Annotated in this window: 19 protein-coding genes and 4 tRNA genes; 3 read left to right on the forward strand and 20 right to left on the reverse strand. The window is 58.6% G+C overall.

The features are described 5' to 3' along the window. Position 1 precedes the first annotated feature (1 nt). From OKC41_RS14960 to ruvA, 18 genes are all read right to left on the reverse strand, one after another. Positions 2 to 74: transfer RNA gene (locus tag OKC41_RS14960), tRNA-Val, on the reverse strand. 19 nt (positions 75 to 93) lie between these two features. After that, a tRNA-Lys gene (locus OKC41_RS14965) sits at positions 94 to 169 on the reverse strand. A gap of 48 nt (positions 170 to 217) precedes the next feature. Further along, positions 218 to 293: transfer RNA gene (locus OKC41_RS14970), tRNA-Val, on the reverse strand. Positions 294 to 325: 32 nt separating this feature from the next. Next, positions 326 to 401 (reverse strand) — tRNA-Lys (locus OKC41_RS14975). A gap of 174 nt (positions 402 to 575) precedes the next feature. After that, positions 576 to 1,385, reverse strand: a complete 810-nt coding sequence (ybgF, locus tag OKC41_RS14980) for a tol-pal system protein YbgF (RefSeq protein ID WP_201895101.1) — start codon at positions 1,383 to 1,385, stop codon at positions 576 to 578. 157 nt (positions 1,386 to 1,542) lie between these two features. Beyond that, entirely contained in the window at positions 1,543 to 2,067 is a 525-nt protein-coding gene (pal, locus tag OKC41_RS14985) for a peptidoglycan-associated lipoprotein Pal (RefSeq protein ID WP_010672877.1), read from the reverse strand. 48 nt (positions 2,068 to 2,115) lie between these two features. Continuing rightward, on the reverse strand, positions 2,116 to 3,441 hold the full coding sequence (gene tolB / locus OKC41_RS14990) for a Tol-Pal system beta propeller repeat protein TolB (protein ID WP_010672876.1): 1,326 nt from the start codon (positions 3,439 to 3,441) through the stop codon (positions 2,116 to 2,118). Between the two features lie 77 nt (positions 3,442 to 3,518). Beyond that, positions 3,519 to 4,643 carry a cell envelope integrity protein TolA gene (gene tolA / locus OKC41_RS14995; protein WP_201895100.1) on the reverse strand — a complete coding sequence of 375 codons (1,125 nt, stop codon included), beginning with the start codon at positions 4,641 to 4,643 and terminating at the stop codon, positions 3,519 to 3,521. 5 nt (positions 4,644 to 4,648) lie between these two features. Next, complete coding sequence (gene tolR, locus OKC41_RS15000; RefSeq protein WP_010672874.1) at positions 4,649 to 5,095, reverse strand: protein TolR; 447 nt, start codon at positions 5,093 to 5,095, stop codon at positions 4,649 to 4,651. Further along, positions 5,095 to 5,769: a protein TolQ gene (gene tolQ, locus OKC41_RS15005; RefSeq protein ID WP_213320854.1), complete on the reverse strand. Its 675-nt coding sequence runs from the start codon at positions 5,767 to 5,769 to the stop codon at positions 5,095 to 5,097. The genes tolR and tolQ overlap by 1 nt, the downstream gene beginning before the upstream one ends. A 1-nt stretch (position 5,770) precedes the next feature. Further along, on the reverse strand, positions 5,771 to 6,178 hold the full coding sequence (gene ybgC / locus OKC41_RS15010) for a tol-pal system-associated acyl-CoA thioesterase (RefSeq protein ID WP_010672872.1): 408 nt from the start codon (positions 6,176 to 6,178) through the stop codon (positions 5,771 to 5,773). A 286-nt stretch (positions 6,179 to 6,464) separates the two neighbouring features. After that, positions 6,465 to 6,776, reverse strand: coding sequence for a cyd operon YbgE family protein (locus tag OKC41_RS15015; RefSeq protein WP_039039483.1), 312 nt, complete (start codon positions 6,774 to 6,776; stop codon positions 6,465 to 6,467). After that, positions 6,763 to 6,879: a cytochrome bd-I oxidase subunit CydX gene (gene cydX / locus OKC41_RS15020; protein ID WP_005331536.1), complete on the reverse strand. Its 117-nt coding sequence runs from the start codon at positions 6,877 to 6,879 to the stop codon at positions 6,763 to 6,765. Before cydX ends, OKC41_RS15015 begins: the two co-directional genes overlap by 14 nt. A gap of 14 nt (positions 6,880 to 6,893) precedes the next feature. Continuing rightward, entirely contained in the window at positions 6,894 to 8,030 is a 1,137-nt protein-coding gene (gene cydB, locus OKC41_RS15025; RefSeq protein WP_010672870.1) for a cytochrome d ubiquinol oxidase subunit II, read from the reverse strand. A 12-nt stretch (positions 8,031 to 8,042) separates the two neighbouring features. After that, positions 8,043 to 9,599 carry a cytochrome ubiquinol oxidase subunit I gene (locus OKC41_RS15030; protein ID WP_010672869.1) on the reverse strand — a complete coding sequence of 519 codons (1,557 nt, stop codon included), beginning with the start codon at positions 9,597 to 9,599 and terminating at the stop codon, positions 8,043 to 8,045. A 686-nt stretch (positions 9,600 to 10,285) separates the two neighbouring features. Then, positions 10,286 to 10,528 carry a hypothetical protein gene (locus OKC41_RS15035; RefSeq protein ID WP_029313687.1) on the reverse strand — a complete coding sequence of 81 codons (243 nt, stop codon included), beginning with the start codon at positions 10,526 to 10,528 and terminating at the stop codon, positions 10,286 to 10,288. A gap of 10 nt (positions 10,529 to 10,538) precedes the next feature. Continuing rightward, positions 10,539 to 11,549 carry a Holliday junction branch migration DNA helicase RuvB gene (gene ruvB / locus OKC41_RS15040; protein ID WP_045523367.1) on the reverse strand — a complete coding sequence of 337 codons (1,011 nt, stop codon included), beginning with the start codon at positions 11,547 to 11,549 and terminating at the stop codon, positions 10,539 to 10,541. A gap of 8 nt (positions 11,550 to 11,557) precedes the next feature. Continuing rightward, on the reverse strand, positions 11,558 to 12,172 hold the full coding sequence (gene ruvA / locus OKC41_RS15045; protein ID WP_010672867.1) for a Holliday junction branch migration protein RuvA: 615 nt from the start codon (positions 12,170 to 12,172) through the stop codon (positions 11,558 to 11,560). 232 nt (positions 12,173 to 12,404) lie between these two features. On the opposite strand from ruvA, the gene OKC41_RS15050 reads away from it, so the two are divergent. The 3 genes from OKC41_RS15050 (at position 12,405) to OKC41_RS15060 (ending at position 17,100) form a co-directional block, all read left to right on the forward strand. Beyond that, complete coding sequence (locus OKC41_RS15050) at positions 12,405 to 14,414, forward strand: methyl-accepting chemotaxis protein (protein WP_201895099.1); 2,010 nt, start codon at positions 12,405 to 12,407, stop codon at positions 14,412 to 14,414. A 137-nt stretch (positions 14,415 to 14,551) separates the two neighbouring features. Further along, positions 14,552 to 16,276 (forward strand): proline--tRNA ligase, encoded by a 1,725-nt coding sequence (locus OKC41_RS15055; protein WP_139739459.1) that lies wholly within the window; start codon positions 14,552 to 14,554, stop codon positions 16,274 to 16,276. Between the two features lie 194 nt (positions 16,277 to 16,470). Next, a complete protein-coding gene (locus tag OKC41_RS15060) occupies positions 16,471 to 17,100 on the forward strand; it encodes a PolC-type DNA polymerase III (RefSeq protein WP_041214523.1) in 630 nt (209 codons plus the stop codon). A gap of 195 nt (positions 17,101 to 17,295) precedes the next feature. On the opposite strand, the gene OKC41_RS15065 is transcribed toward OKC41_RS15060, so the two are convergent. Together OKC41_RS15065 and OKC41_RS15070 are read right to left on the reverse strand one after the other, a co-directional pair. Beyond that, on the reverse strand, positions 17,296 to 17,976 hold the full coding sequence (locus OKC41_RS15065; protein WP_041214522.1) for an SDR family oxidoreductase: 681 nt from the start codon (positions 17,974 to 17,976) through the stop codon (positions 17,296 to 17,298). Between the two features lie 18 nt (positions 17,977 to 17,994). Beyond that, positions 17,995 to 18,624, reverse strand: a complete 630-nt coding sequence (locus OKC41_RS15070; protein ID WP_010672862.1) for a TIGR04219 family outer membrane beta-barrel protein — start codon at positions 18,622 to 18,624, stop codon at positions 17,995 to 17,997. Positions 18,625 to 18,659: the final 35 nt, after the last annotated feature.

Here is an 18,659-nt window from a genome sequence, read left to right on the forward strand (position 1 = left end):
GTGGTCGTTACTGGGCTCGAACCAGTGACCCCCTCCTTGTAAGGGAGGTGCTCTCCCAGCTGAGCTAAACGACCTGGGATTAAATGTTCAGAGTGGTGGGTCGTGTAGGGTTCGAACCTACGACCAATTGATTAAGAGTCAACTGCTCTACCGACTGAGCTAACGACCCACATCCTGAACCTTTCACCAGCCGCATGTGGCGGCCAGCGTTACAACATGGTGGTCGTTACTGGGCTCGAACCAGTGACCCCCTCCTTGTAAGGGAGGTGCTCTCCCAGCTGAGCTAAACGACCTGGGAATATTGTCTTCACCTGCTGTGAAGAAATGGTGGGTCGTGCTGGATTCGAACCAGCGACCAATTGATTAAAAGTCAACTGCTCTACCGACTGAGCTAACGACCCTCACCACGACCAGTGCCGACTGCATTACTGCTCCGGCTCTGACGGCGGCCTATATTACGGATTTATCATCCTGGCGCAATAGAAAAATCTTAAATTAAATCTGATTGTTCACTGCGCATACAAAGCACGGCGGTATTTACAAGAGTGTTACGAAAACAGTGACATGCAGCAATGTCACAGCTTGGCCAGACTCTGTTTGGCCAGCTGGGCCGGCGAGGTGTTGGGGTAACCCTTGATCACCTGCTCATAGAAGGCCTTGGCCTCTGTTTTTTTGCCGTCAAGCTGGGCGAGCATGCCGAGTTTCAGCAGGGCATCGGCCCGCTTGGGTGACTTGCTGTATTTGTTCGCCACCGTGGAGAACTGGCTCGCGGCCCCCGCCCTGTCGCCCTTGTTGAACATCAGCTGGCCGAGCCAGTAGTGGGCATTGGGAACATAGCTGGAGTTCGGGAACTGCTTGATGAACCCTTCGAAGGCAGGAATGGCCTTGTCGTAGTTCTTCTCCTTGAGCACCATGTTCACGGCCGCGTCGTAGGCCTGGTTCTCATCCTGGTTGGTGGAGTAGTTGGCAGCCGCGGCAGGAGGCGTTGCAGCACCTGCAGCAGGTGTTGCGGGCGTGGCGGCGGGCTGGCTGTTGGCCACCTTGTCAAGCTCTTGGTAGAGTTGGCGCTGGCGCTCCTGGGACTGCTCCATCTGGTAGGTCTGCTGTTCCAGCTGACCACGCAGCTCGGAGACCTCCCCTTGCAGGGAGTCGACCTGTTGCTGCAGTTCGGCCTGCAGACGCAGACGGGCGTTGAGGGTTCGCTCCAGCAGAGCAACCCGGTCTTCCAGGCTGCCGGTCGGTACGATGGCACCATTGTTGCCGCTCAGCACCACGCCGCTGCTGCCAGAATCCCCGCTCAGATCGCTCACGGGTGCCGCTGCTTGCGCATTCAAAGCAACCAACACGGCCAGCGCAACACCAGCTTGCTTGTACACAGATTTCATTCGGATCAAACCTTAGCGTTTAGTGCAAATAAAACGGTCAGCGCATAGTCGCTCGCTGATACAGATTTCATTCGGATCAAACCTTGACGTTTAGTGCAAATAAAACGGCCATCGAAATGGCCGCTTGCATATAAACGAACTTCGTTCGACTCAAACCTTAGTAAACCAGGACCGCACGGCGGTTCTTGGCAAAGGCTTCCTCGGTGTGGGACAGATCCAGCGGCTTCTCTTCGCCATAGCTGACGATGGAGAGCTGCTCGGCCTGCACACCCAGGGTTTGCAGATACTTGGCAACAGCCTTGGCACGACGCTCACCCAGCGCGATGTTGTACTCCGGCGTACCGCGCTCGTCGGCGTGGCCTTCGATCAGTACCTTGACGCTCGGACGTTCACGCAGGTAGCTGGCGTGGGCATCCAGCAGGTCGGCGTACTGACCCTGAATGTCGTAACCATCGTACGGGAAGTAGATCACGTTGTCGCGTTGCAGCGCTTCGAACTTCTGACGCATCTGCTCTTCCGGGGACAACATGCCGTTGGCGCCGCCGGTTTGTACACCGCCCATGCCGTCGGTCATGCCGGACTCGGCGCCAGCGGCGTCGGAGTCGGAAGAGGAGCTACAGGCAGCCAGGGTGAACAGTGGCAGTGCGATGGCCAGACCCTTGAGCAGTTTATTGAGTTGCATGCTATTTCCTTAAACCTTTATAACAAAACAAAAAACAATCGATTTTTATCAATTCAAGAAGGGCGACCAAGCTGGTGCACGAATTTCACCGCTACTGGTCGGAAGCACTGCCTTGAAGCGACCGTCGGTCGACACCAATGCGAGACTCTTACGACCCTGATAGATGGTGGCATAAATGATCATGCTGCCATTGGGAGCCACACTTGGCGATTCATCCAGAGCACTCTGGGTCAGTACCAGCATGGCTCCATTTTCCATATCCTGGCGAGCGATGCGATATTGTCCCTGAACCCGGGTCACCATCACCATGGACTTGCCGTCCGGTGTGATGGATGCCCCCTGGTTGGAATCCCCTTCCCAGGTCATCCGGCGAGTCATGCCAGTCGCCAAATTTACGCTATAAATCTGGGGTTTGCCACCACGTTCAGAGGTGAACAGCAAAGTTTGACCGTCCGGCATCCAGGAGGGTTCGGTGTCGATGGTGCGGTTATTTGTGACTCGAGTGAGTTGCTTGCTAGCAACATCAACGACATAGATGTCAGGCTGCCCATCTTTGGACAGAACAATAGCCAAACGACGACCATCTGGAGACCACTCCGGCGCACCGTTGATGCCACGGAAGCTGGTGATCAGACTGCGCTGCTGGGTGTAGATGTCCTGCACATAGATCTCGGACTTCTGGTTCTCGAAGCTCACGTAAGCCAGCTTGCTGCCATCCGGCGACCAGGCCGGGGACATCAGGGGTTCACGGGAGCGCAACAGAGTCTTCTCGTTGTAGCCGTCGTAGTCGGAGATCCGCAGCTGATACGGGAACTGGGTGCCCTGCTGCACGGAGACATAGGCCAGACGGGTCAGGAAGGCACCACGCTCACCGGTCAGACGCTCGTAGACGATGTCGGAGATGCGGTGGGCAAACTGGCGCATCTGGGCACCCGGGATGGTCGCCATGCGGCTGTCCAGGATGTAACCGTTCGCTTCACCGCCCTGGGTCTTGGCCAGCTGGCCTTTCAGGACGTCGACCAGCTCGAAGTTGATCTTGTAGGTGCCATCACCCACGGCGGCGATGGAGCCGACCACCACGGCTTCGACCCCCTGGGAAGCCCAGGGCGCGAAGTTGATCTCGCCGCTGGTGCTCGGCGTCTGCGGCATCTGGCCACGGGCCAGCGGCTTGAACTTGCCGCTGCGCATCAGGTCGTTGGAGACCACTTCCGCGATATCCTGCGGCAACTGGCCATTGCCCTCCCACTTGAACGGGGCGATGGCGATGGGACGTGCACTGTCGATACCGCCGGTGATGACGATGTCCAAGGCCGCCTGAGCACTCTGGCCCAGCAACAAACAGCCAACCAAAGCAAAAAACACTTTTCTTATCATGGCTTAAACTCTCAGTTCCAATTTGAGACTCAGTTCTCTGATCAACAACCCTTGCCAATCAAAGCAGAAACACTCTCTTAAATCGTTGGCGCTAGCTGAAGGCGTAGATCCTTCATCAATTCGAATGCCGCCGGATCCTTCGGCACCGGCAACTGGTTGGCCTTCAGCACCGCCGCCTTGCCGGAGCGACAGACCGCCGGATCACCCTGACCATTGTCCACCGAGATGACGAAGCCGCTACTGGCCAACTTGACACCGATAGTACATGTTTTGCCCCGCATGGTGGGATCCAAAATCATGTAGCGCTCGACCGTGGCCTTGATGAGGGCGGCATACTTGTCGACCTCGCCCTTGGCGGCTGCCGATGCTGCCTGACTGCGCGCATTGGCCTCGGCGGCCAGCTGCTGCTCCATCATGGCTTCCATCTCTTTTTGCAACTTGGCCTCTTCGGCCGCCTTGCGCTTGCGCTCCGCCTCAATCTTGGCCTTTCTGTCAGCCTCGGCCTTCGCCTTCTTCTCTGCGTCAGCTTTTGCCTTCTTGTCAGCCTCTTCCTTCGCCTTCTTCTCGGCCTCGGCCTTGGCTTTCTTCTCGGCTTCCGCCTTCGCCTTTTTCTCGGCTTCGGCCTTGGCCTTCTTCTCGGCTTCCGCTTTCTTGGCCTTGGCCTCTTCCGCCTTGGCCTTCTCTTCAGCCTGCTTCTTCTCCAGCTCTTCTTTTTTCTTCTTGAGCGCCAGCGCCTTGGCCTCTTCCGCCGCCTTGCGTTCGGCTTCGGCCTTCTTGGTCTTCTGCTCTTCCAGCTTGCGGGCTTCCTCGGCTTTCTGGGCCTTCTCTTCCGCCTGCTTCTGTTCAGCCTCTTTCTTCTGCTTGTCGGCTTCGGCCTTGCGAGTCGCCTCTTCGGCCTGCTTGCGCTTGGTCTCAGCGATACGCAGACGCTCCTGTGCCAGCTCGCGTTTGACGCGCTCAGCGTCTTCCTTGTCCTTCTGCTGCTGTGCAGCCTTGGGCTGGGCCTGCTTCTGCTGCTGGACCTGCTGCATCTGCTGCTCCAGCATTTCGCTGTCCATCATGACCGCATTGACGATCTGTCCCTTGGACTCGGGGCGCTTGGGTTTGCTGAAGTCGACACCGACCAGCAGGATGATGCCGATGATCAGATGCAGCAGCAGCGACGCGACGAGATAACCGGAAATACCACGCTTCACATCCATCTCCGTCAGTTCACCGGATCCGTCATCAGACCAACCTGAGGCACACCGGCTTTCTTGAGGGCCACCATCAGCAGGATCACCTCCTCGTAGCGCACGGACTTGTCACCGGCGACCACCACGGGCGCGTTCTGGTTGATGGCCAGATAGCCCATGGCCTTCTCGGTGATGTACTGCTGCATCGCCTCTGGTGTGCCGCTCGGTACGGGTTCGTCATCCGCCTCGCCGGCCTTGATGACGTACTCACCCTCGGTATTGACGCTGACGATGAAAGGCGGCTTGGAGTCTTCCGGCAACTGCTCGGACTCCGCCTGGGGCAGGTCGACCTTGACCCCCTGCGTGATCACGGGCGTGACCGCCATGAAGATGATGAGCAGCACCAGCATGACGTCGATATAGGGCACCACGTTGATCTCGGCGACCTTCTTGCGTTTGAGCCGCTGATAGGTTTGCATTACTTCTCACCCTGCTGTGCGATTTGGCGGTTCAGAATGGTGGTGAACTCGTCCATGAAGTTGGCGTAGGCGTTTTCCAGCCGTTCGACCTTGTTGGTGAAGCGGTTGTAGAAGATAACGGCCGGGATGGCGGCAAACAGACCCATGGCGGTGGCGATCAGCGCCTCCGCGATACCCGGTGCCACCATCTGCAGGGTCGCCTGCTGAACCTGGCCCAGAGCGATAAAGGCGTTCATGATCCCCCAGACGGTACCGAACAGACCGATATAGGGGCTGATGGAACCGATGGTCGCCAAGACCGGCAGGTTGGACTCGAGATCGTCCACTGCACGGGACAGGGAAACGCGCATGGCACGATAGGTACCGTCCATCACCGCATCCTGACCGCGGGCACCGGCCTTGAGCAGGCGGGCATACTCCTTGAAGCCGGAGTAGAAGATGTCTTCCATGCCTTCGATGTCGTCACGACGGGAGGAGGACTCCTGGTAGAGACGATTGAGGTCGACCCCGGACCAGAATCTGTCTTCAAACTGCTCCGAGGCGAGGTTGGCCGCCTTGATGGCCTTGGAGCGCTGGATGATCAGCGCCCAGGAGACGACCGACATGCCCATCAGGGTCATCATGACCAGTTTCACCAACAGACTGGCTTGCCAGAACAGGCCAATAAACGAAATTTCAGCGTGCACTTAACAGCACTCCCTTGATTTTTTCAGGTATTGCAACAGGTTTCATTTGCGGATGACTGACACAGGCGATCTGTACCATGGCCTGAGTGATCAGCCGTCCATCAGCCGCCAGGATCTGCTGTGAAAAACGCATGGAAGCGCGTTTCACTTCAGTTACTTGCGTCATTACGGTCAGCAGTTCATTGAAGCGGGCCGCCGCGCGGAAGTCGATTTCGGTGCGACTCACCACAAACGCGATCCCCGCCTGCAGCAGGACATCCTGTTCGATGCCGCCTGCGCGCAGGAATTCGGTGCGGGCCCGTTCCATAAACTTGAGATAATTGGCGTTGTAGACGATGCCTCCGGCATCCGTGTCTTCGTAGTAGACACGCACCGGAAACTCAGAGACTTCCCCCATAAAAATCTGTGATCCATTCGACAGTCAGATGGGGGGCTATCATAGCGCAGGGCTGAATAGGAAAGAAGCAGGGGGAGACAGGGAAATCCCCTCTCCCCCTGTTTTTTATGGCGTGCTGCGGCGCCGACAGGCCGAAGACCACAGGGCTGTCAGCATCACAAGAAAAGCGGACAAGAGAAGTGGTTGCGAGCGGCGTGACAAGCGAGGTTCTGTCGCTCTGACCGGGCGGCGGCACGCCCCTCAAAAAAGAAGAAGGAGGTGGGCTCATGCCGACCTCCTTCATCATTTATGGCAGGTAGTAGCTGCTGGTCAGCCAGAGCCCGCAGAGCAGGCTGGGCAGGGCGAGCCAGGGGAAGAACAGCACGCGGCCCACCAGGCTGCGCGGGTGAAACCCCAGTCCATGCATGACACCGCAACAGACCGCCCACATCAGCCAGGGCGCAAGCCAGAGGCCGTGCTCACTGGTGTTGGCCGCGACCAGGTTGGGCGCCTGCAAGATGGCGACAGCCAGCAGGGCCGCCGCCAGCAGCATCAGACCTTGCCATGGCTGGCGCTCCAGAGGAGCGGCCAGACGGGCGAGCCTGTCACTTGTCTTCATCAATCTGACGATCCAGGTTCTCGGTGTGCTCCAGCCAGAGCGCATTGATAATCCCAAACGCACAGGCCAGCAGCAGCCCCAGGATCCAGGTGAAATACCACATATCAGGGCACCTTCTTAGTAGAGCGATTGTTGGTTGTCTTCGATGTGCTTGTTACTCACCCGGCCGAACATCTTGATGTAGGTCCAGATGGTGTAAGCCAGCACGGTCGGCACGAAGACGACTGCGACTACCGTCATCACCTTGAGGGTGTTGAAGGAGGCGGTGGAATCCCACATGGTCAGGCTCTGGGACGGCTCGAGGCTCGAGGGCATCACGAACGGGAACATGGAGAAGCCCGCGGTCAGGATGATGCCGGCGATGGCCAGGGAGGAGAACAGGAACGCCACCCACCCCTTGTCCAGCTTGGCCGCCACGGCGGTCAGCAGACACATCACCAGACCCAGCACGGGTGCGGCAATCATCCAGGGATAGAGGTTGTAGTTCTGCATCCAGGCACCGGCCTGCACCACCACTTCCTTGTGAAGGGGGTTGGTGACGGCGTCGGTGGCGACGGAGCCCACAATCACATAACCATCCATGCCGCTCACCCAGACACCGGCCAGGGCGAACAGCACCAGGGTCAGCAGGGAGAAGATCATGGCGGCGGTGCGAGAGCGCGCCAGCACTTCACCTTCGGTCTTCATCATCAGCCAGGTTGCACCCTGGGTGATGATCATGAAGAGGCTCACCAGACCGGCCAGCAGGCCGAACGGATTGAGCAGACCGAAGAAGTTGCCGTGATAGGTCATCATCAGGAACTGGTTGAAGCTGAACGGTACACCCTGCAGCAGGTTGCCGAACGCCACCCCGAAGATGACAGGGGGAATGGCGCTACCGGCAAACAGAGCCCAGTCCCAGTTGGAACGCCACTTGGCATCTTCCTGCAGGGAGCGGTACTTGAAGCCGACCGGACGGAAGAACAGCGCCATCAGGGTCAGGATCATGGCGATGTAGAAGCCGGAGAAGGCCGCCGCATAGACCATGGGCCAGGCGGCGAACAGGGCGCCACCGGCGGTCACCAGCCAGACCTGGTTACCTTCCCAGTGCGGCCCCATGGTGTTGAGCATCACGCGACGCTCCACATCCTTCTTGCCGACGAAGGGGAGCAGGGCGCCCACCCCCATATCGAAACCGTCGGTGATGGCAAACCCGATCAGCAGCACGCCGACCAGCACCCACCAGACCAGACGCAACAGTTCGTAATCAAACATGGGTCACTCTCCTTATGCCTTGCTCTGTTCGAAGTGGTACTTGCCCGTCTTCAGGCTGCTTGGGCCCAGGCGCGCATACTTGAACATCAGGTACATCTCGATGATCAGCAGTACTGTGTAGAACAGGAAGATCCCGATCAGAGAGAACCAGATCTCGGACGCAGGAATGTTGGATGCAGAGACATAAGTCGGCAGCATCTCGGCGATGGTCCAGGGTTGACGACCATACTCAGCGACAAACCAGCCAGCCTCGATGGCGATCCAGGGCAGCGGAATGCCGTACAGCAGCGCCTTGAGCAGCCACTTGCGCTCACCGATCTTGTGGCGGGTGCTGTCATAGAAGGCCAGACCGATCAGCACCAGCATCAGGATGCCGCAGGCAACCATGATGCGGAAGGCGAAGAACAGCGGCAGTACCTGCGGGATGGAGTCATCCACGGCAGCCTTGATCTGCTCGTCGGTGGCGTCGGTCACGTTGGGGGTGTAACGCTTGAGCAGCAGACCGTAGCCCAGATCCTGCTTCACTTCGTCGAAGCGGGCGCGGGTATCGTCGGACTTGTCACCGGATTGCAGCTTGGTCAGCAGGTCGTAGGCGGTCATGCCGTTGCGCACCCGCAGCTCATGCTCGCTCTTGAGATCCTTGAGACCAGTCACCTGACCGTCCAGGGAACGGGTGGCGATGATGCCGAGGGCATAGGGGATCTTGATGGCGTAGTCGGTGCGCATCTCCTCCTGATTCGGGATCCCGAACAGGGTGAAGGATGCCGGAGCCGGCTCCGTATTCCACTCGGCCTCGATGGCCGCCAGTTTCACCTTCTGCACTTCCCCGGTCTCGTAGCCGGACTCGTCACCCAGCACCAGCACGGAGAGGATGGAGGCCATGCCGAACGCGGCCGCGATGGCGAAGGAGCGACGAGCGAACGCCACATCACGATTCTTCAGCAGGTAATAGGAGGAGATCCCGAGCACGAACATGGCGCCCGTTGTATAGCCTGCCGCCACGGTGTGGACGAACTTGACCTGGGCAACCGGGTTGAACACCAGGTCGGCGAAGCTCACCATCTCCATGCGCATGGATTCGAAGTTGAACTCGGCACCCACCGGGTTCTGCATCCAGCCGTTGGCGACCAGGATCCAGAGTGCGGAGAGGTTGGTCCCGAGCGCCATCAGCCAGGTAGCCGCCAGGTGCTGGCGCTTGCTGAGACGATCCCAACCGAAGAAGAACATACCGACGAAGGTGGACTCCAGGAAGAAGGCCATCAAGCCTTCGATGGCCAGCGGGGCCCCGAAGATATCGCCGACATAGTGGGAGTAGTAAGCCCAGTTGGTACCGAACTGAAACTCCATGGTGAGCCCGGTGGTAACCCCGAGGGCAAAGTTGATACCGAACAACTTGCCCCAGAACTTGGTCATGTCCCGGTACACTGTGTTGTTGGTCATCACATAGACAGACTCCATGATCGCCAGGATGAAGGCCATCCCCAGCGTCAAGGGTACAAACAGGAAGTGATAAAGGGCCGTCGCAGCAAATTGGAACCGCGATAGGTCTACCACATGCTCAGCAATCATGATGTTTCCTCACCGATTATTGGCACGGCTATTTTAAGTTTTAAGGACAAAGCTTCCATTGGAAGTCCCCGAACGGTCGGTCACCCCTCGCGGACTGACCGGATTCGACTGCCACCACATTAACAACAAGGCAATATACAGGAACAAAAAAAGCTAATGTTTAACATCTAATAAACAATAACCAGGGTTCTATTCCCGCCTATAATGATCGCTGTTTTATATCACCTTTATTTGATTGAAATCAATGTAAAACCACCCTCAATACATGTTTTTTCAAGGTAACTTATAGGGCTTTCCCCATTAATTATGGGAGCTTCATCACAAAAAACGATAAGTCGTAAATAATTGATTTAAATCAATTTTATGACCAATCAAAATAGTTTCAATTCTGTTAAACAAATACGCAACCCCGGAAATAAAGCCTTCGCATCTCGATTATTTCAATAAATGGCCAGGCTCATCCAAAAATCAATTTAAACCCAGTAAAAACACATGTTTATGCGGATTGACACCCCCACCAAAATCATTAGTTTATCTAATCAAAAGCCCATAGATTTTCTTGTTTGCCCCACCCGGAAAGAGCTCCTACAATGCGCCTCGCAGTGAGGGCATACCTCTGAATACAGGCCGGTCATTCCGGGTTCCCGGTACGTATTCGATGAACATTTCGAACCTGTTTGTTGGGATTAATGATGAAAAAGTTTGTTGCCAAGACCATCCGTTACTACAAGCTTTCTTTCGTTCAACTCTATCAAATGAACCGACTCTGAAGCCTCGCGACGGCTCCTCTGTTTTTTCCCGACCGGTCTGCAGACGCGCTCACTGTCTGTGAACATCCATCCTGAATTGTCTTTGCCCACCGCCTGTGCCGTGGGCTTTTTTTTGCCCGCAAAACAAAAAGCCGCCTCAAGGGCGGCTTTTTGGTTCATATCGCAACGTCTACTGATCTGCCGGTCGTTCCAGGCCAAAGTGTACGTAGGCTCTCTGAGTTGCGATCCGCCCTCTGGGTGTACGTTGCAGATAGCCTTGCTGGATCAGATAAGGTTCCAGCACGTCTTCTATGGTGTCCTTCTCTTCCCCTATGGCGGCGGCCAGGTTGTCGAGCCCGACGGGCCCCCCCATAAACTTGTCGATGACGGCCAACAATAGCTTGCGATCCATGAAGTCGAAGCCTTCATTGTCCACGTCCAGCATGTCCATGGCTCGGGCCGCAATGGGTCCGTCAATTCGCCCGTCTGACTTCACCTGGGCAAAATCTCGTACCCGCCTTAACAAACGGTTAGCAATGCGCGGCGTCCCCCGGGAGCGACGGGCTACCTCGAGAGCGCCGTCTTCCGTCATGTCGAGCCCGAGGCAGCGGGCGCTGCGAGAGACGATGTCGGTCAGGTCCTTGACGTTGTAAAACTCGAGGCGCTGCACGATACCAAACCGATCTCGCAGGGGGCTGGTGAGGGAGCCGGCCCGGGTGGTGGCACCGATCAGGGTGAAGGGAGGGAGATCGAGCTTGATGGAGCGGGCCGCTGGCCCCTCCCCTATCATGATGTCGAGCTGGTAGTCCTCCATGGCCGGATAGAGCACCTCCTCCACCACCGGGCTGAGACGGTGGATCTCGTCGATGAAGAGCACATCGTTCGGTTCCAGGTTGGTGAGGAGCGCCGCCAGATCGCCGGCCTTCTCCAGCACGGGGCCCGAGGTGGTCTTGATGTTGACCCCCATCTCGTTGGCGACGATGTTGGCCAGCGTGGTCTTGCCAAGGCCGGGAGGCCCGAAGATCAGCAGATGATCGAGGGCCTCCCCGCGCTGGCGGGCGGCCTCGATGAAGATCTCCATCTGATCGCAGACGTGATCCTGTCCGGTGTAATCGGCCAGCTTTCTGGGCCGGATGGCCCGATCGATGATCTCGTCCTCACGGGCGGCACCGGCCGAGATGAGGCGATCCGCTTCAATCATTGTCTACCTCACACCAGGCTGCGCAGGGATTCACGAATGATCTCCTCTACCGACATGCCATCGGCGGCCACCTTGCTGACGATCTGGCTGGCCTGCTGCGGCTTGTAGCCGAGGGCCACCAGTGCACTGGCCGCCTCCTCGCTCGCATCCGGGGCACGCAGCGGGCTCTCTTTCGCGGGCAGGGTGATTTCGGCCGGGGAGAAGAGATCGTGGCTGACCCAGCCCTTGAGGCGGTCTTTCATCTCCACCACCAGGCGCTCGGCGGTCTTCTTGCCCACGCCGGGCAACTTGACCAGTGAGCTTATCTCCTCGCGCTCGACGCTCATCACAAACTGGGTGGCCGTCATGCCGGAGAGAATGGCCAGTGCCAGCTTGGGGCCGACCCCGTTGGTCTTGATCAGCTCGCGAAACAGCGCCCGCTCCTGCTTGTGGTTGAAGCCGTAGAGCAGCTGGGCATCTTCACGCACCACGAAGTGGGTGTGAATGACGGCCTCTTTCCCGAGTTCGGGCAGATCATAGAAGCAGCTCATGGGCATATGAACCTCATATCCCACCCCTCCGACTTCCAGCAACACCTCGGGGGGTTGCTTCTCGATGATGACGCCTCTCAAGCGACCGATCATGTTCTTTTCCTCGCCACGCAGACTCTCGCAAATTGGGTCATAGCATAAAGAATAACTGGATAAGTATCCAGCATAGGTCCATGCAGATCATGGGATGACCAGCTCTTCATACCCGTCCATTTCCCTCGTTCAGAACACTGTCCGTCACTTTATTTTCCATCGGGGATGGCACATCTTCGTCATTGATTGAACACTGAAATGGTCTTGTTCGGCACCATGGAAGGCTTGAATCATGAAAATCGTCACCACATCCAACCTCGGACTCACCATTCTGCTCGGCTGCACCCTGGGCATGGGGGCGATCGGCTGGTATGGCAGCCAGCGGCTGGCTGATCTGCTCTCCTACGTCCTGGGGGCCGCCTGGCAGACGGCAGATGGTGCCATGGAGGGCTCCATCGAACTCGGCAACCAGTCGCTCTATATCCAGAAGATGCTCTCGGGGATCCCCCTCGACGCACCGGAGCTGCAACGGGCAAAAGAGGCGGCCAGCGACGCTTTGCGCCGGGTGGAGCAAGGCGGGCTCATCGATGCGGCAGCCATCACCACGCTGAAGCAGCATGAGCAGACCTATCAGCAAGAGCAGGCACAGCTGCTGACTCTCTATCGCACCTTCATGAGCGCCGATGAGGCGCTGCGTGCCAGTTCTGAACGCATGTCACGCCTCTCGACCAGGCTGGAGGTGATCGGTGACGAGGCCGTCGAGAGCCTCACCCGCTCACCGGATCAGGCCATCAGCTGGAACGGCGGCCTCGCGACCCGCTGGCAGGCGGCCGATGGCGGCATGGAGGCCAACATCGGATTCCTGCGCCAGCTCTATGCGCTGGAGAAGATGCAGAGCGAAGGCCTCACTCCTGCCATCCAGGCCGAGCTGGCACAAGCCACCCGCTTCTATCAGGACGCGGTTGACGGCATGCTGGCAACCGGCCAGTTCGATGTGCCCGGCGACGGGGAGTTTGCAGGCCAAATGCTCTCCACCCAGTATCGCGCCCTGCAGGCCGACAATGCCCGCCTGATCCGTGAATGGACCACAGCACTGAGCGCTTATCAGAACCAGCTGGCCCGTTACGAACACAGTGCCGACCAGCTCAGGCTGGCGCTGGTCGAGGTCGAGGCCCAGGGGGACGCCACCGTCGAGGATCAGGTTCACCAGCTCAACGCCATCATCGACTACACCAGGGGACTCATCCTGGGGGGCTTGCTGCTCAGCCTGCTGATCGTCACCGGCTGCGGCTTCTGGCTGGTGCGCACCATTGTTCGCCCGCTACTCCAGGTCGACAAGCGCATGCAGGACATCGCCGCAGGGGAAGGAGATCTCAATGCCCGCATAAACCTCTCACGCGACGACGAGATTGGCTCCCTGGCCGGCAGCGTGGATCGCTTCATCGAGAAGCTGCAGAAGATGATCAGCGCCACCATGGACAACAACCAGCACATCAACCAGCACGTGCACACCTCGGTCAACCGGGTCCAGGCCATCAGCCAGAGCAGCCGCCAGACCGCTGCGCATGCCCAGGCGCTGCACCACGACAGCGAGCAGATGGTGCAGGTGGCCACCACCATCTCGGACAACTGCAACCTGGCGGCACACAACGCCAACGAGGTACGCCAGCTCACCACGCAAAGCAGCCAGTATGTCTCCTCCGCCACCGCCGGCATGCAGCGGGTGGTCATGGAGGTGGGTGAATGTGCCACCGCCATCAATGCCCTCAAGGAGCAGGCAGGGCAGATTGGCCAGATCATCTCCACCATCAGCAATATCTCGGAGCAGACCAACCTGCTGGCACTCAATGCCGCCATCGAAGCCGCCCGGGCGGGCGAGATGGGGCGCGGTTTTGCCGTGGTGGCCGACGAGGTGCGCACCCTGGCCAATCGCACCGCCACCTCCAGCGCCGAGATAACGGACGTGATCAACAGCATCCAGCAGCAGACAGAGCAGGCCTATCTGATGATGCAACGCAACCTGAAAACCGTGGAATCGGGTATGGCGGACTCCGACAACACCAAACAGATCCTGTTCAAGGTAGAAGAGGCCATCGATCAGCTCGCCGACATGGTGCAACAGGTAGCAGAGGCGACCAGCCAGCTCTCCCACACCCTGGGGCACACCACGGGCAAGGTTTCGGATATCAGCCTGCAGGCCCAGACGGGCGAACAGGAAACCCAGGAGTGCCTGCAACTGGCCTCCTCCCTCCATCAGGCTAGCCAGCAGCAACAGCAGTTGCTGTCGCAATTTCGGGTCTAGTGCGGGCGGGGCAAGGCCCCCGCCCTACCCCCAGCGCCGCTGAATTTAGCCCTTGGGCCGGGGGACTTCGCCTGTTAAAATTCCGCACTTGAAATTTTCCAGGGCCAAGCCGCCCGAACTAGCGAAGGTCTACCGCGATGCGTACCAGCCAATATCTGCTTTCCACTCTCAAGGAAACCCCCTCCGACGCTGAAGTTGTCAGCCACCAGCTGATGCTGCGCGCCGGGATGATCCGCAAACTCGCTTCCGGCATGTACGCCTGGCTGCCGACCGGCCTGCGGGTCCTGAAGAAGATTGAAAACATCGTCCGCGAAGAGATGAACAATGCGGGTGCCGTCGAAGTGTCCATGCCGGTGGTACAGCCCGCCGAGCTGTGGCAGGAGTCCGGCCGTTGGGATGACTACGGCCCCGAGCTGTGCCGCCTGACCGACCGTCACAACCGCCCCTTCGTGCTGGGTCCGACCCACGAAGAGGTGATCACCGCGCTGGTCCGTTACGAAGTGAACAGCTACAAGCAACTGCCGCTGAATCTGTACCAGATCCAGACCAAGTTCCGCGATGAAGTGCGCCCCCGTTTCGGCGTGATGCGCGGCCGCGAATTCCTGATGAAGGATGCCTACTCCTTCCACATCGACAAGGCTTCCCTGGTCGATACCTATGAGAAGATGCACGCGGCCTACTGCACCGCCTTCACTCGCATGGGTCTGAACTTCCGCCCGGTGCAGGCCGATACCGGCTCCATCGGGGGCACCGGCTCCCACGAATTCCAGGTGCTAGCCGAGAGCGGTGAAGACTTGATCGCCTTCTCCGATACATCCGATTACGCCGCCAACATCGAGATGGCCGAAGCCCTGGCACCGGCTGGCGAGCGCGCTGCCGCAACCAAAGCCCTGACCAAGGTGGCCACCCCGGCCGTCCACACCATCGATGAAGTGGCCGCTTTCCTGAACGTGGCGCCGACCGCCATCGCCAAGACCCTGCTGGTACTGGCCGAGGAAGACGAGCACGGCAAACAGGCCGTCATCGCCCTGGTACTGCGTGGCGACCACGAGCTGAACGAAATCAAGGCCGAGAAGCTTTCTGGCGTGGCTAACCCGCTGACCTTCGCCAATGACGAGCAGATCAAGGCTGCCGCCGGTTGCGACGCAGGCTCCATCGGCCCGGTCGGCTTTGCCGGTCGCATCATCGTCGATCGCAGCGCCGCCCATCTGAGCGATTTTGTTTGCGGCGCCAACGAGACCGGTTTCCACCTGACCGGTGCCAACTGGGATCGCGACATCACCGCTTACGAAGTGGCCGACCTGCGCAACGTGGTGGAAGGCGACCCGAGCCCGTGCGGCCAGGGCAAGCTGCTGCTCAAGCGCGGTATCGAAGTGGGCCACATCTTCCAGCTGGGTACCAAGTACTCCGAAGCGATGAAGGCGAGCGTGCTGAACGAAGGCGGCAAGTCCGTCACCATGGAGATGGGTTGCTACGGTATCGGGGTTTCCCGTCTGGTGGCTGCGGCCATCGAGCAGAACAACGACCAGTACGGCATCATCTGGCCGGACGCCATCGCCCCGTTCGAAGTGGCCATCGTGCCGATGAACATGCACAAGTCCGAGCGCGTGGCCCTGCAGGCACAGCAGTTCTACGCCGAGCTCAAAGCCGCCGGTGTAGACGTGCTGTTTGACGACCGCAAGGAGCGCCCGGGTGTGATGTTCGCCGACATGGAGCTGATCGGTGTGCCCCACGCCATCGTCATCGGTGACCGTGGTCTGGACAACGGCGTGGTGGAGTACAAGTGCCGCCGCTCCGGCGAGAAGCAGGAAGTGGCGATCAAAGAGATCGTTGCCCTGCTCAAGGCCAAGCTGGGTCGCTGATAACGCGACACCGCCTTTCGCTTTTCATAGGAAAGCCCCGAGTGCCACGGCACTCGGGGCTTTTTATATGGCTCTCAGCCATGATGCACAAAAATGCGTCTCCAGCGTGAACCAATGAGATAACTGCATTGCCCTGTACACGGCACGGCTGATTTCCTAGACTGGCGCTCTTTACCCAGCTTGCCCGAGAAGTTATGTCCATCGCCTCAGCCAATACCGTTGTCGTGCTCGACTTCGAGACCACAGGGCTTTCACCCGGACAAGGGGATAGAGCCATCGAGATCGGTGCCGTCAGAATCAAGGATGGCCATATCAGTGAGCGTTTCTCGGCATTGATGAATCCGGGCTTCAACGTGAGCAGCTTCATCGAGCAATATACCGGGATCAGCAATGCCATGCTGAAACAGGCTCCCCCCTGTAACGAGGTGATGGCGGATTTCGTCGACTTTATCGGTGATGACAATCTGGTCGCCCACAACGCCTCCTTCGACAAGCGCTTTCTGGATGCGGAAATAGAGCGATTGTCGGCGCAATACCGCGGCCAGTTCGCCTGTTCCCTGCTGCTATCGAGGCGCCTGTTTCCCGATGCCCCGGATCACAAGCTGGGTACCCTGGTGCAATACCGGAGCCTGCCCAATGACGGGGTGTTTCACCGTGCCCTGGCGGATGCCGAGGTGACGGCTCACCTCTGGCTTGCCTTGTTGGAAGAGCTGGCGTGTCGACATGGCATTATCGACCCGGACTTTGAATTGCTGCTGACCCTTGGCAAGAAGCCAAAACAGGTGATTCCATCCTTCCTGCGGGAATATGCGACTCGGAAATAATATGTGCCGACATGCATCATCAATCATCCATGCCATGTCGGCACTGAATTTACCCGCCTTCACATCCATGATGGCCCGGCGTAAAGAGAGGCAGGCAAGCAGATAATTTAGCACTGCACATCAATGAAAAAGCGCGCCAAATGGCGCGCCTTTTGTTTCTGCTCTTCTGGGCGGCAAGGGCCGGAGCCCACTATCTCAACTATTGCGACCGATAAAGAGATCGGTCACATGGCAGCTGCTTCTCGCGGCCAGCGCATCCAGCATGTAGGCTGCAGCGTCTTCCGGCGTCATGAAGCCACTCGAATCCACGTGATCCGAATTCTCCCAGAACTCGCTGCGGATCCCGCTCGGATAGAGGTTCACCAGTCGCAGGGGAGCACTCTTCAGCTCGGCCCGCAAGGATTCGAGAAAGCCGCGCATGCCCCATTTGGAGGCGCAATAGAGGCTCTCGTTGGCCTTGCCGGTCTGGGCGGCAGAGGAGAGCACATTCGCCAGCACGCCGCCCTTGTCACCGATGAGGCGCACCGTCTGCTGGGCCACCAGTATGGTGGAGATGAGATTGCTCTCCACCACCCGGCGGATCTGCTCGGCGGTGTAGACACCCACCGGGCCGAACTCGCCGACACCGGCACAGTGGATCACCATGTCGGGCAGGCCGCCCCACTCCACCGCAGCGGCAAAGGCGACATCCACCTCTTCGTGGTGCGCCAGATCGGCGGCAATGCCGATCACCGCCTTGCCGAGCAGCTCTTCCTGCTCCTGCAGTTTCTGGTAACGGCGACCCATCATGGAAACCTGATGGCCGCGTTCAACCAGCCCTATGGTCAGGGCGCGGCCCAGTCCGGACCCCGCGCCAGTCACTATGATGTGGCCCATGTGTGCTCCTCAGGGAGATCAGAAGGTGAATTCACCACCGATGAACCAGCCGTCGATGGTCTGATCGACGCGATCGAAGTCCATCTCGGCCTCACGCCAGCCGGCGCGGATCTTGAGCGGCACGGAAGAGAACTTGTAGGAGCCGCCCAGACGGTAGTCGTAGTTGTCGGCATCCTGCACCCGCATATCGCCAAACGCCGCAAAGCCGGTCCCCGGGATGCGTACTTCACCCCCGGTGTAGGCCATCAGCACATCCTTGTCATAGGAGTAGTGCTGGGTGTTGAAATCACCGTCGTAGCGACGACCGGTCAGACCCAGATCGATCTGGAACAGATCGTTGTTGAACAGGCGATAGTAGAGGCTCAGGTCGTAAGCCAGCAGATCGTTGTTGAAGCTGCCACCGCTGCTGCTGAAGTCGGACATTTCAAACTTGGCGTTGGGCAGCAGCAGGATGCCGTGCTCCAGTTGCAGGTAGCCGCTCCAGTTGTAGTTCTCGTCGTAGCTGCCATCGGCACCCACGCTGCTGACCTGGCCACTTCCCTGGGCATTCCACAGATCGGCACCCGCCGCAAAACGCCAGTCATTGGCGGCCATGGCCCCATGGCTGAGCAGAGCCATCACAGTGCCGGCAATCAGGGTCTTCTTCATCACTTCGCTCCATTTTGGACTGGAAAGGCCATCAT

This window comes from Aeromonas sp. QDB17 (genome assembly GCF_027705305.1).
Lineage (GTDB): Bacteria > Pseudomonadota > Gammaproteobacteria > Enterobacterales > Aeromonadaceae > Aeromonas > Aeromonas caviae.